Genomic DNA, 13,394 nt, shown 5'->3' with positions numbered 1-13,394 from the left:
AGATGAAAAACTCTTTGTTCATCGCTCATTCACACACCGGAAAACACGAGTCATTTGGCAAAATTCATTATGTTTTTCAACATCCTGCCACAAGAAAACAACCTCTCCTTTACCCAGCCTCCTGGTGTCACACACCCGTAATCCCGCTCACTCTGGCACCAAAACAGCACATTCAAACCACACACCACCCCTGGTAAACGAATCGATAGCATCGGATGGCGGCCTGTTTCACTGGCAATTTGACGCGACAGACTGCTATTGATTCAATGCGGCAACAAAAGGGCGGGCCATGCTTCAGCGCCGGAAAACACTGGATCAGACGCAGAACGCTTTTGTCTGGAATATCCCTGATCGCTATAACATCGGTGTCGATATCTGCGACCGTCCCGCTGCGACCACGCCGGACGGGACCGCCATCATCGACGTCTCCCCCGATGGCACCAGCACCCGCCACAGCTTTGCCGATCTGCAACGCATGTCGAACCGGATCGCCAATGTACTTTGCAGAAACACCCGGCCCCGCGACCGTATTGCGGTATTGCTACCGCAATGCGTCGAAACTGCTGCGGCGCATATCGCGATCACAAAAATGGGTTGCATTGCACTGCCCCTTTTCACCTTGTTCGGGCCAGAGGCCCTGTTGCACCGCCTGCGCGACAGTGGTGCGCGCGCTGTCGTGACGAATGCACAGGGGGCCACCATGTTGGCCGGACTGCGCGAAAGCCTGCCGGATCTTGCGCAGGTCTACAGCATCGACGGCCCAAACCCCCACGCGCTGGACCTGCACGTTCTTTGCGCAGACCACCCTGATGATTTCACCCCGGTCGATACCGGCGCCGATGATCCCGCGATCCTGATCTATACGTCGGGAACAACCGGCGCGCCCAAGGGGGCGCTGCATGCCCACCGCGTCCTGCTGGGGCACTTGCCGGGTGTCGAGATGAGCCATGATTTCTTTCCCCAAACCGGCGACCTGATCTGGACGCCCGCCGACTGGGCGTGGATCGGCGGATTGCTCGATGTGCTGATGCCCGCGCTGCACCACGGGGTGCCTGTCGTGGCCTGCCGGTTTCGCAAATTTACTGCCGCAGCGGCATTCGACCTGATCCGCACCCACGGTATCCGCAACGCATTCCTGCCACCCACCGCGCTGAAGATGATGCGGCTCGACACCCCCGCCGCACCTGTGCCGATGCGGTCTGTCGCCAGCGGTGGCGAAACGCTGGGCAAGGAATTGATCGCATGGGGGCAACAGGTGTTCGGCACCACGATCAACGAATTTTACGGCCAGACCGAATGCAATATGATCGTGTCATCATGTGCGGCCCTTGAACCCGCCGAACCGGGCGTGATGGGGTTTGCCGTGCCCGGCCATGTGGTTGACGTGCTGGATGACACGGGTCAGCCCTGCGCCACCGACACCGAGGGAAGTATTGCCGTGCGCGCGCCTGATCCGGTGATGTTTCTGGAATACTGGAACCGCCCCGATGCGACCGCCGCGAAATTCATCGCCGCAAATGGCCACAGATGGCTGCTGACCGGCGACCGGGGCGCGAAAACACCCACGGGCCGGATCAGGTTCATCGGCCGCGACGATGATATCATCAGTTCCGGTGGCTACCGCATTGGCCCTGCCGAGATCGAGGATTGCCTGCTGACCCACCCTGCCGTGCAGATGGCCGGAGTCGTGGGCAAAACCGATCCGCTGCGCGGACAAATCGTGACAGCCTATGTCCAGCTTGCACCGGGGCATGCCCCGTCAGATGGGCTAGCCGAGGACATCGCGGCCCATGTGAAAACCAGGCTGGCCGCCTATGAATACCCGCGCATGATCCGCTTTATCGGGGATATGCCGCTGACAACCACCGGCAAGATCATTCGGGCCGACCTGCGGCAGCGGGCAGAGGCCGATAGCACATAAATATTCCGGCCATTGCCGTTTCAACCCCGATCAGATGCGGGTTTCACAGATCACCTTGTCACCACAAGCCTCGTGGTCGTCCTGACGCCACCGCCGTTTTCCATCAGCCCGTTTCGCTCTGGGTGCGGGTGCTGTCGGTCTCTTGTTGCCTGCGATGGGTTGCCAATATGGTCGCCCCAACCACGACGCTCTTGTGTTGCAGCCGCGGTGGCCCCCTGCCGATGGATTTTTTCAAACCCGCATCCCAAAGATATGGCAGTTTTTTGTGCGCTATGGCACAGACCCATTCACCACCGACGATGCACAGTCGCGGCCAAGCTGCCCGGGATACTGCGCCGGGCATTGTTCGGCCCTTGGCATCCGGAGAATTGATGGAACCTTTTATTGCACAAATCATGCTTTTCGGCGGCAATTTCGCGCCGCGTGGCTGGGCATTTTGTGACGGGCAACTTTTGCCAATCTCAAGTAATGCCGCGCTGTTTTCCATTCTGGGCACCACCTTTGGTGGCGACGGGCGCACCACCTTTGCCCTGCCCGACCTGCGCGGTCGCGTGCCCATGCATGCTGGTGCCGGCCCCGGCCTGACGCCACGCCAGATCGGCCAGCAAACCGGCGTAGAGGATGTGACATTGCGCGAACAACAGATACCACATCACGGCCATGACATGCTGGTGGCTAGTGCGGCCCCGACTGGCGACAGGGCCAGCGGCGATGCCATCGCCAAGACCCCGATCTACGTTGACAACAACCCCTCTGACCCCGCAACCCAGCCATCCGTGGCACTGAACAGCCGCACGATCGCCGCAGCAGGTGGCGGACAGGCCCACGAAAACATGCAGCCCACATTGTGCATCAACTACATCATCGCTTTGCAGGGCATTTTCCCCTCCCGAAACTGACCCCTGCAGGAATTGTAACGAGTATCGGCGCGTCCTCATCCCGTGGCGCGCCTTTTTTGATTTTTCGCAACAACTGTGTCCTGTGACACATATATTTTTATAGCCATGTAGTACGATTCAGATTGTCGCCAGAATAACAGGTGTCCCATGCTTGGCCTTGCCCCCGCTATCCCACCACGCAACGACCTTGACTGGTGCTGGTTCTTGCGCCGGCAGGGCCGCGAAGGCGAGGCACTGGAACGGTTGTTACATGATATCGGCGTAATGACACCCACCGGCTGGGCCGATTGGGCGCCCGGCACCCTGACGGCAACAGGTGCGCCTGTTGAACTGATCTTTTCCCCCGAAAATCCCGGGTTGTGCCTGCGCACAGAGGTAGCAGACCCTGCCAGCGATCCTGCCAATCGGGTTGAACAGGTCTGTCGTCTGATGGCGTCCTTGGGGGGCACTGCACCCGGTGCGGCCCTGCGCGATGTTGTAAGCGCGGCACAGGGCGCCGGGGACTTGCGGTTTGGCGCGTGGCTGGGTTTGCACCAGCGCCGACACAGTGTGCATAGCCAGCTTTTTGCCGAATTGCCTGCTGCGGCCACAGACCTGGCTGATTTGATTTATCCGCCCGGCATTCGCAACGCGATTGAAGACTGCGGCGCCAGCATTGAAGCGACCTTGCTGGAACAGAACGGAACCAACGGGGTCCAGACAATCCATTTCACGGCCTGCGGCCAGATCCCGTTGATTTTGCGCCATCTTGCCGCAATCGCGGATGTGTCAGAGGCCATTCTGGCAATGGCGCTTGCCAGGCTGACTGGCCACCATGACACAAATGCACTTTACGATGGGCGCTTGGCGTTCAGCCTGACACAGACGATCCAGGACCGTCCGCCAGTGTTACGGCTGCATATCGCGGCAGCGGATTTATCGGGCACCGACCGACAGATCGCAGCAAAAGTGCTGGAATTCTGCCCCAAACCGATGTTGCCCTACACGTCACTGATCGACATGTTGCCAGCAAGCCAAACCTGCCAGTCGCACCATGGCAGCGTCACCCTGACAGCGCGCCCCGGTGCTGCGCCCGCAGTGGCCGTGGGTGTTGCCGCATTGTCGTCATGCCCATACGGGAAGCACTGACCCCAAGGGGCAATGCCAACGACATGCTGATCCACCACCTTTAGCAAAAATGACCTGTTTTCAGCTTCATGGGGAACACCCCGTTTGAGAGCACACGCAATGCGGACTTGGAACCCGCCCAAACACGCCTATAGTGCGGCTTGGGAAATTGGGGGTGTCATCATGCACAGGTCGCATCGGCCGGCTGCCACACATGGCAGAGGCGAGCGCAAACAGATCACTGCCGTCTTCATTGATCTGGTTGGATTCAGCGACATCGCCAGCACGGCAGACGCAGAGGATTTGCAGCACTGGCTTGATGATTACTATACCCAGGCACGCACGATCATCGAGAGCCATGACGGCGAAATCACCGAATATCTGGGCGACGGGATCGTGGCACTGTTCGGGCTGACCCGGGCTGATGAACTGGCCGCCGCCAAGGCCGTAAACGCCGCACTGCAATCGGTGCGCGACATTCACGCCGGCTCTCGTGGTGACATCAAGATGCAACTGCGCGCGGGCGTCGCCACAGGCGAGGCCGCCGTGCGTCCCGCAGATGGCAATGATGTGCGGCCACGGGCCACGGGCATGGTCACCACGCTGGCCCAGCGAATTCAGGAACGCGCAACTGCGGGAACTGTGTTGGTCTCGGAAAGCACGCAGATACTCTTGCGCGGGTCGATCCCCCTGCAAGAGATCCCCCACCAGCAGCTCAAGGGATTTTCCGAGACACAGACCCTGTTCCAACCAGTCATACAAGGGGCTTCATCCGGCAACAGGCCGCCAGATGAAGCGGGCGGAACTTTCATTGGTCGCCAGACTGAACTGGGGCGGATCAGCACCGGCCGTGAACCATCCCTGCTGATCGGGCAGGCCGGCATCGGTAAGACGGCCATCAGCCGTCTTGTCGCCCGCTCGACGGATCGGGTGCTGAGCTTTGCCGCCAATGGGGTGCATACAAGGGCCAGTTATCGGCCGTTCCTCGATTGGATCGTGCAGCAGACCAACTGCAAATTGCCCGAATTTGCAGACATCCAGCAGCAGTTTCCCGGCTTGGAAAACACAGCACAGCGGGCCCTGGCACTGGTGCTGGGCCTGCCCGAAGGCCAGCGGCTATTGGCCGAACAATCCAATCTGGCCCTGAAGCCCTTGATCGAAAACAGTATATGGCAGGCGATCCAGGCGGTTCAGCCCGGTGGCCTGATGATCTTCGAAGATCTGCACTGGCTGGACAACGCCAGTTTCAGCGTGCTTGTCAGCATCCTGCAAAGCCCGGCGGCAGCCAACTATCAAATCCTGATGACAAGCCGCGAAGATACCAAGATCAACAAGTATCTCGGGACCCTGCCGATTCAAATGATCCCCCTGGGTGCCTTTGACGACACAGACGCCGCCGGGATGCTGGATGCCCTGTCCCAAGGACACATCACACCCGCCGAACGCACCGCCCTGATCGAAACGGCCGGTGGCGTGCCGCTGTTTCTGGAACAACTGTTCAAACGCCGCAGTGCCACGGGGAAAAATCAGATCCCGGCATCATTGATGGACCTTCTGGCAGAACGGATTGACGCAACCGGCCCGGCCAAGCCGGTGTTGCAATGCGCCGCTGTGGTTGGCAGGCAGTTCAGCCGCGACATGCTCGACACGCTTGCCATCCATGAAACATCGCTTGATGATCATCTGACAGCGGCCTGCGCCCAAGGTGTGCTGGAACGACAAGGCACGGACAATTGGCAGTTTTCGCACGCGCTTTTGCATCAGGCGGCGTATCATGGGATGTTGCGCAAAACCCGCGTGGAATATCATGCGCGGATCGCCCGACACCTGCAGGAAAACCATGCAGACGCCGTCCGCCGAAACCCCGCGCTCTTGACTGACCACCTCAGCCTTGCGCAACAACATGTGCCCGCGATCCAGAACTATCTGGCCGTCAGCCAATGGGCGATGCTCCAGGGGGCGTTCGAAGATGCAGAGGCGCATGTTCTGGCTGCCATCGCATTATGTGAAGAGGCCCCTGACAGTGTTGATGTGACCGATTTGCAGATCGCCTGTCAGACGGCGCTTGGGTCGATCCGGATGCAGACACAAGGTTTTACCGCGCCGCCCGTCAAAGACGCATTCGAGGCGGTGGCAACGCTCGCCGCGACCACCAACGCCCATTCAAGCGCCAACGGTCCAGCGTTTTTCGGCAGTTTTTCACACGCCATCATCTCGGCTGACCGGGAAGGTGCCGAACGGTTTCGCGATCTTTTGGTCGATACCGCCGCACATGTATCGCCAGAGACGACAAATCACGAAATCCAGCTTGCCGCGCTTAACACGGAAATCTGCTACAACTTTTACGCAGGCCATTTTCAGGACCAGTTCGCCGGCTTTGCCCGGCTGCGCGGGATCTATGACATTGCCCGCCATGGCACGATGATTGCGCAATACGGAATGGACAGTTTTGCCGCCGCGCAAATGTTCGAACCGGTCGGCCGCGCGATCAGCGGCGACACCCATATGGTTGCAGATCTGATAGCCGAAACCGATGCGCATCAGGATATGCTGAATATCCCGGTCATGTTGCCTTATGCACAGGCGTGGGGGGCGGTGCCGCTGTTTTACGCGGGTGATCATGACCGCGCGTTGGCGCGGCTGCATCAGGGAATTGCAACCGCACATTCACAGGCCGCGATGTTCTGGCAGATCACCGGGGACGCATGGCTGCATGTCATGGATCCCGGCCAAAGCGACACACCCGACGGGCTGGCCCGGTTCAACCAGAACCTGTTGACCCACGAGGCGATAGGTTCGCGTGTCGGGCTTCCCTATTTTCGTGTGCATTATGCGCAGGCGTTGTTGCGACATGGGCAGGATGACGCGGCAATCCAGTGCGCCAGACTAGCTGCCCGCGATAGCACGGCATCAGGTCTTTATTGCTGGCACCCCGAGGTGCTGCGGCTTTATGCCGATATTTGCCGGCGCACCAGCCGCCACGATGAGGCGACAAAGGCACTTGCACAGGCATTCACGGCAGCCGACAAGCAGCACGCTGGCCTGTGGCGCCTGCGCATCAGGATCGACCAGTTTCGCGCAGGAAACGCCAGCCACGATGACCTGCGGCACGCCCTTGCCGCACTGTCACCGGCGGCCACACCGCCCGAATTCGCCACGGCAAATGACATGTTGCAGACCCGATGAGCGCCGAAAGCCTTCTCGCCTATGATCTTCCACTTTTTGCGGGTGTATCTGTCGATGACCTTGCGGGCATCCCGCTGGATATCACCGAGACACGATTGAACGCATGGCAAACGCTTTTTGACCAGCATGAAACATCACACGAAATCTACTTTCTGATCTCTGGTGCACTGCTCGCTGTATTCTGGACCGAAGACGGGCGCGAAATCGTTTTTTCGCGGTTCCCCGAAGGTGCCTATTTCGGTGAATTGGCAGCCTTGGACGGCACTGCACGGTCACTGGCTGTCTTTGCCAAGACAGATGCCACGATCCTGTCGATGCGGCAGGAAAGTTTCCTTCGGCTTTTCAACGATGTGCCGGTGATCCGCGACCGGGTCGTCCGGCAACTGGTGGGCCGTATCCGCAGCCTGACCGAACGCAACATGGAAATGACAACCCTGTCGGTTGAACAGCGTGTCGGCGCGTATCTACTGCGGTTGGCCGCCGAACATGGGAAACTGGCCAGCGGCGCGGTGATCGAAAATGCCCCCACACACGCCGAGATTGCCGGGTCGATCGGCGCAAACCGCGAAATGGTCAGCCGCTCTATCAGCAAGCTGGCCAGACGCGGGGCCATTCGGCCGGCCCGTCAAAGGATTGAGATCGTCGATCCTGAAATTCTGTCAGAATGCGTTATCTAAAAGACAGATCATATTCACCCCAAAGGAGACATGATGTTCCTGCGCCGCGCCCTGACTGCTCTTTTCGTTTTGCTTGGCCTGCCTGCCGCTGCAGAATGTACCGGAAGCAACTACCTGGATCAGCTTGACGCGGCCCAGACGGCCGCATTGACCGCTGCCGTCGCGGACATGCCTTATGCCCGGGGGTTGATCTGGCAGGCCCGCAGGGGCGACCGCGAAATCACCCTTGCCGGGACCATGCATATCTATGATCCGCGGCTGGACCCCATCCGCGACGCCCTGCGCCCCGAAGTGACAACCGCCGATCTGGTCCTGCTGGAAGCAACGCCCGCCGAAGAACGCCAGTTGCAGGAATTAATGGCGACCCAGCCCGATATGCTGTTCATCACCGACGGGCCGACCCTGCCGGACCTGCTGGATGAACCCACATGGCAGCTGATCGCAGACGCAGTGCGTGCACGCAACATTCCCGCGTTCTTGGCCGCCAAGATGCAACCGTGGTATCTGTCGATGGTCCTGTCGATACCGCCTTGTGCATCCGACGACCTGATGGCGGGCAATCGCGGTCTGGACGCGATGGTTATCGACGATGCCACCCTTGCCGGCGTTCCGATGCAGGCGCTGGAACCCTATACGACGCTGTTCGACATTTTTCAGAACGATCCGATGGAAGATCAGATCGCAATGCTGCGTGTCGCCCTTGGTGCCCCTGATCAGCAGGAACAGATATTTGTCGCCACGCTGGATCGGTATTTCGCCCGCGATGTGGGCCGGTTGTGGGAACTGTCGCGCATCGCGACGGCCGATGTCCCCGGCGTGACGCTGCAAGAGGCGACAGCACTTTTCGCCGAGACCGAACAAGCGCTGCTGATCGACCGCAACCTTGCATGGATGCCCGTCATCAATGCCGCAGTGGCACAACACGATGATATCGTCGTGGCCGCTGGTGCGGCGCATCTGGTGGGCGAATACGGGTTGCTGCAACTGTTGGAAAACGATGGCTGGGCGCTGACACGGCTGGATTAAAACACAGCATTAGTCGCCACCGAAATCGGCCAAGCCGCGACGGCCTGTATCGGTCAGGTCGTAAACCCCGCGCGACACGCGGGCAAACCAGCCATAGTGATCGGCGGCCATGATGCGGGTGGCATCCGGCACTTCGGCCCATGCCTTGACCTGCGCGCCCTGCGACGGGCCATGCACCGCCAGAAACCGCGCACAGCGCAGCGCATCCTGACGGTATCCGGTGACAATCCCGTGCCGGGTTGCGCCGCCTTCGTTCGGATCGCCCTGCAACCGGTCAAAAGCGCGCAGCAGGCGGGCCGCCTTTTTCGCAGACTTGCGGGGCGCATATGGCACCGGATCGGCATGCGCCGTGACATGACCGTCGCGAATGCGCACCGTCAGCACCCCCAGCCCCACGCGACGGGCCAGCGCCACGTTATCGCGCAGCGCACGCTTGCCCGGTTTTTCCGGCACCGCGACATAGACCAGATCGGTCAGCGACAGCCGCGCAATTCCCTGATGAAACAGAGCCAGCGAAAACCCCAGTTTCAACTCCACGATCAGCGGCGGCTCTACACCCCGACGGGCCACGACATCCGCCGCGCCCACCTCGCCCTTGACGGTGTAACCCTGTTGTTCAAGAAAGGCCTTGATGGGCGGATAAAGATCGGCTTCGCGCGGTTTTGTCATGGCGGCATTTTCGCCCGTTTCGCCCTGATGATGCAAGGTGGCGTGACATCGGCCATACGCCTGCTATAACGCCCGCAAATTGCATCGCAGATGAAGGCAGACACCCCATGACAACGCTTGTTTTCGGCCACAAAGCCCCCGACACCGACAGCACCGGATCGCCGCTGATCTGGGAATGGTTCCTGAACCACACCGGCATGGAAGCAAAGGCCGCCCTGTTGGGCACCCCCAACACTGAAGCACAATTCGTCGCCGAACGCTGGGGGTTCGATCTGCCCGATGTGATCTCGGATGTGGACGCCGATCAGAAATGCGTGATTGTTGACACCAACAACCCCGCCGAATTGCCCGCAGGCATCAACGCCGCGGATGTGATCGCCATTATCGACCATCACAAGCTTGCGGGCGGGCTTGAGACAAAGAACCCCATCAATATCACGATCCGTCCGCTGGCCTGCACCGCCACGATCATGCACCAGATGATGGGCGAAAAGGCCGCAGACATGCCCGAAGGCATCAAGGGGTTGATGCTGTCGTGCATCCTGTCCGACACGCTGGCGTTCCGGTCGCCCACAACTACGCCGGTCGATCGGGACCTGGCCGAGGCATTGGCCAAGGACCTGAACATCGACATCACGAAATACGCCGACGAAATGTTTGCCGCGAAATCCGATGTCTCTGCGTTTTCCGAGGCGGAATTGCTGCGCATGGACAGTAAGGAGTACGCCGTCGACGGCAAGAAATTCCGCGTCTCGGTGCTGGAAACCACATCGCCCAAGACTGTGCTGGACCGCAAGGATGCGCTGGTCGCCGCCATGCCCGACGTCGCGAAAGAGGACGGTGTCGATCAGGTGCTGTTGTTCGTCGTGGATATCCTGCGCGAAGAAGCCACGATGCTGGTCCCCAACGACCTGACCAAGACCGTTGCAGAGGCATCGTTTGACGCCAAGGTTGACGGCGACACCGTGGTCCTGCCCGGCGTGATGAGCCGGAAAAAGCAGATCATCCCGAACCTGAAACTTTCCTGAACCGCCCGCCACCGCGCGGCAGAAAAGGGGCCACAATGACCCAGATCATCACGGCCTTTTCAGAGGTATCGGCACAATATGACGCCGCGTTCGTGGACTTATGGGGCTGCATGCACAACGGCGTGCATGCCCTGCCCGATGCGGTGGCAGCGATGCAGAAATACCGGGCGGCGGGTGGAATCGTGGTGCTGGTGACCAATTCCCCCCGACCATGGGATTCGGTCGCGCGTCAGATCAGCGGTTTCGGCGTGCCGAATGATGCGTGGGACGCCATCGCCACATCCGGCGACAGCGCGCGTGCGGCAATGTTTCGCGGCATCGTGGGGCAAAAGATCTGGTTCATGGGCGAAAGCCCCCGCGACGACGATTTCTTTAAGCCCCTGCAGATAATTGAAAATCCGGTGGATATTCAAAAGGTTCCGCTGGATCAGGCCGAAGGCATCGTGTGTTGCGGCCCGTTTGACCCACTGGCCGATCCCGCCGTGAACCGACCCGAGTTTCTATATGCCAAGCAAAAGGGGCTGAAGTTGCTGTGCGCCAACCCCGATATCATCGTGGATCGGGGTGATGTGCGCGAATGGTGTGCGGGGGCACTGGCGGCGCTTTATACCGAAATGGGCGGCGAGAGCCTCTATTTCGGCAAACCGCATCCGCCGATCTACGACCTTGCGCGCCGCAGGCTTGCTGCATTGACCAATGCGCCATCCGATCCGCGTATCATTGCCATCGGCGACGGAATCGGCACCGATATCCTTGGCGCCATGCAGGAAGACATCGACGCATTGTTCATCTCGGGCGGGTTGGCCGCGACAGAGACCGATACGATCCAACAGCCCGATCCGCAGGCGCTAGCCGACTATCTGCAAGCACAACAAACCGATGCGACCTATACCATCGGGCACCTGCGGTAACGGAATCACTTGATCTTTCTGCGTTCGCAAAGTAATTAAATTTCAATATCTACGTGATATGGAATTTTTTGTTACTCAGCGGAGCGAGCAATGTTAGACAACGCCCCACGCGGAACGATCTGCATCGAAGATATCGAAATCGGCATGGTCCGGTCCCTGCGCAAGGTCGTGACCGACCGCGATATCGAAATGTTCGCCGAGGTATCGACCGACAGGAACCCCGTGCATCTGGATGAAGATTACGCCCAAGACACCATTTTCGCGGGCCGTATCGCCCATGGAATGCTGACGGCGGGTCTGATCAGCGCCGTGATCGGCGAACAACTGCCCGGTCATGGCACGGTTTATCTGGGGCAATCGTTGAAATTCCTGGCCCCCGTCCGCCCCGGTGACATGGTGCTGGCCGAGGTCGAGGTGACAGACATCGACCATTCCAAACGCAGGGTCACGATGAACACCCGCTGCATCGTGAATAACAAAAAGGTGCTGGTGGGCGACGCCACCGTGCTGGCACCGTCGCGCAAGTTCGACTGATCTTGCACCCTTGGGCGGGTCGGGATACGCAAAGCCATGCGTATCATCCGTGACACCGTTTTCATTGACCCTGCCGATCGTGGTGCCGCCGCGGCCATCGGCAATTTCGACGGTGTACACATTGGCCATCAGGCCGTGATCGACATCGCGCGCGGCGCGGCCGAGGCCGCAAATGCCCCTTTGGGGATCATGACGTTCGAACCGCACCCACGCAGCTATTTTTCCCGCGATCCAAAACCGTTCCGCCTGATGAACGCCGAAGCCCGCGCGAACCGGCTTGCAAAACTCGGCGTTGAAAAACTGTACGAGGTGCCGTTCAACGCCGCCCTTGCCCGCCTGACACCGCGCGAATTTGCGCAACAGGTGATCTGCGATCAACTGGGGCTGAAACATGTGATCATTGGTGCCGATTTCTGCTTTGGTAAGGATCGGGTCGGCACGGCAACCGACCTGCAAGCCTTTGGCAAGGAAATGGGCTTTGGTGTCACCATCGTATCCATGGTCAAGCTGCCTGCCGGGCGCGTGTCATCCACCGCGATCCGGCAGGCCCTGACCGATGGCCGCCCCCGGGACGCGGCCGCCATGCTGGGCCATTGGCACCGCATCGAGGGTGCCGTGATCCGTGGCGACCAACGCGGGCGCGATCTGGGCTATCCCACCGCCAACATGTCGATCGAAGGGCTGCATCCGCCGAAATTCGGGGTTTACGCGGTCAAGGTCGATGTTCTGGATGGACCACACAAAGGTTCTTATGACGGAGCGGCATCCATCGGCGTGCGCCCGATGTTCGGGGAAAACATCCCCAACTGCGAAACCTTTCTGTTCGATTTCAAGGGCGACCTTTATGGCGCGACCCTGTCTGTTGCCTTGGTCGATTTCCTGCGGCCCGAACTGAAATTCGACGGCATTGCCGCGCTGATCACCCAGATGGATGCCGATTGTGCCAAAGCACGAAAGATACTTGCCCATGTCAAAGATTGATCGCGACGGGTTATCGCCCCGGTTCTGGGAAACCAAACACATGGAAGACATGAACCGCCCCGAATGGGAGGCGTTGTGCGACGGCTGTGGGAAATGCTGCCTGAACAAGCTGGAGGACGAGGATACCGGCGATGTGGCCCTGACACGTGTGGCCTGCCGCCTGCTGGATGACGCGACCTGCCTGTGCAGCAACTATCGCGACCGGCATCAATACGTGAAGGAATGTATCGTCCTGACGCCGGAAAACATTACCGACCATCTGTATTGGCTGCCGCAAACCTGCGCCTATCGCCTTGTTTACCAGGGTGAGGCGCTGTTTGACTGGCACCCGCTGATTTCGGGCGATCCCGAAACCGTGCACCGGGCTGGCGTATCGTTGCGCGGACAGACCATCCCGGAATTCGACGTCGACGAAGACGACTGGGAAGACCATATCATCGAGGAACCGAGCTGAC

The 13,394-nt window shown here is 59.8% G+C and carries 12 protein-coding genes; 11 read left to right on the top strand and 1 reads right to left on the bottom strand.

Annotated elements, in window-relative coordinates; genetic code table 11:
* Positions 1-289 precede the first annotated feature (289 nt).
* The 6 genes from ACTG4B_RS01100 (at position 290) to ACTG4B_RS01075 (ending at position 8,816) form a co-directional block, all read left to right on the top strand.
* Positions 290-1,921: an AMP-binding protein gene (locus tag ACTG4B_RS01100; protein ID WP_439153819.1), complete on the top strand. Its 1,632-nt coding sequence runs from the start codon at positions 290-292 to the stop codon at positions 1,919-1,921.
* A gap of 368 nt (positions 1,922-2,289) precedes the next feature.
* Positions 2,290-2,820, top strand: coding sequence for a phage tail protein (locus tag ACTG4B_RS01095; RefSeq protein ID WP_439153818.1), 531 nt, complete (start codon positions 2,290-2,292; stop codon positions 2,818-2,820).
* Positions 2,821-2,967: 147 nt separating this feature from the next.
* Positions 2,968-3,948 carry a hypothetical protein gene (locus ACTG4B_RS01090; RefSeq protein WP_439153817.1) on the top strand — a complete coding sequence of 327 codons (981 nt, stop codon included), beginning with the start codon at positions 2,968-2,970 and terminating at the stop codon, positions 3,946-3,948.
* Between the two features lie 99 nt (positions 3,949-4,047).
* Positions 4,048-7,113 (top strand): ATP-binding protein, encoded by a 3,066-nt coding sequence (locus ACTG4B_RS01085; RefSeq protein WP_439153816.1) that lies wholly within the window; start codon positions 4,048-4,050, stop codon positions 7,111-7,113.
* Entirely contained in the window at positions 7,110-7,790 is a 681-nt protein-coding gene (locus ACTG4B_RS01080; protein ID WP_439153815.1) for a Crp/Fnr family transcriptional regulator, read from the top strand. Before ACTG4B_RS01085 ends, ACTG4B_RS01080 begins: the two co-directional genes overlap by 4 nt.
* A gap of 33 nt (positions 7,791-7,823) precedes the next feature.
* Entirely contained in the window at positions 7,824-8,816 is a 993-nt protein-coding gene (locus ACTG4B_RS01075; RefSeq protein WP_439153814.1) for a TraB/GumN family protein, read from the top strand.
* 9 nt (positions 8,817-8,825) lie between these two features.
* On the opposite strand, the gene ACTG4B_RS01070 is transcribed toward ACTG4B_RS01075, so the two are convergent.
* The gene (locus ACTG4B_RS01070; RefSeq protein ID WP_439153813.1) at positions 8,826-9,485 is read right to left on the bottom strand and encodes a DUF2161 domain-containing phosphodiesterase; all 660 of its coding nucleotides are present in this window, start codon (positions 9,483-9,485) and stop codon (positions 8,826-8,828) included.
* A 107-nt stretch (positions 9,486-9,592) separates the two neighbouring features.
* Here ACTG4B_RS01070 and ACTG4B_RS01065 point away from each other — a divergent pair, with 107 nt between their 5' ends.
* From ACTG4B_RS01065 to ACTG4B_RS01045, 5 genes are all read left to right on the top strand, one after another.
* The gene (locus ACTG4B_RS01065; protein ID WP_439153812.1) at positions 9,593-10,513 is read left to right on the top strand and encodes a manganese-dependent inorganic pyrophosphatase; all 921 of its coding nucleotides are present in this window, start codon (positions 9,593-9,595) and stop codon (positions 10,511-10,513) included.
* Between the two features lie 35 nt (positions 10,514-10,548).
* Positions 10,549-11,424 (top strand): TIGR01459 family HAD-type hydrolase, encoded by an 876-nt coding sequence (locus ACTG4B_RS01060; protein WP_439153811.1) that lies wholly within the window; start codon positions 10,549-10,551, stop codon positions 11,422-11,424.
* Between the two features lie 90 nt (positions 11,425-11,514).
* Positions 11,515-11,958 (top strand): MaoC family dehydratase, encoded by a 444-nt coding sequence (locus ACTG4B_RS01055; protein WP_296374456.1) that lies wholly within the window; start codon positions 11,515-11,517, stop codon positions 11,956-11,958.
* 36 nt (positions 11,959-11,994) lie between these two features.
* A complete protein-coding gene (locus tag ACTG4B_RS01050) occupies positions 11,995-12,939 on the top strand; it encodes a bifunctional riboflavin kinase/FAD synthetase (RefSeq protein ID WP_439153810.1) in 945 nt (314 codons plus the stop codon).
* On the top strand, positions 12,926-13,393 hold the full coding sequence (locus tag ACTG4B_RS01045; RefSeq protein WP_439153809.1) for a YcgN family cysteine cluster protein: 468 nt from the start codon (positions 12,926-12,928) through the stop codon (positions 13,391-13,393). Before ACTG4B_RS01050 ends, ACTG4B_RS01045 begins: the two co-directional genes overlap by 14 nt.
* Position 13,394 lies beyond the last annotated feature (1 nt).

Source organism: Yoonia sp. (assembly GCF_965660735.1).
Classification (GTDB): domain Bacteria; phylum Pseudomonadota; class Alphaproteobacteria; order Rhodobacterales; family Rhodobacteraceae; genus Yoonia.
The sequence above is the reverse complement of the archived record's forward strand: the minus strand, read 5'-3'. Positions and strand labels throughout refer to the sequence as shown.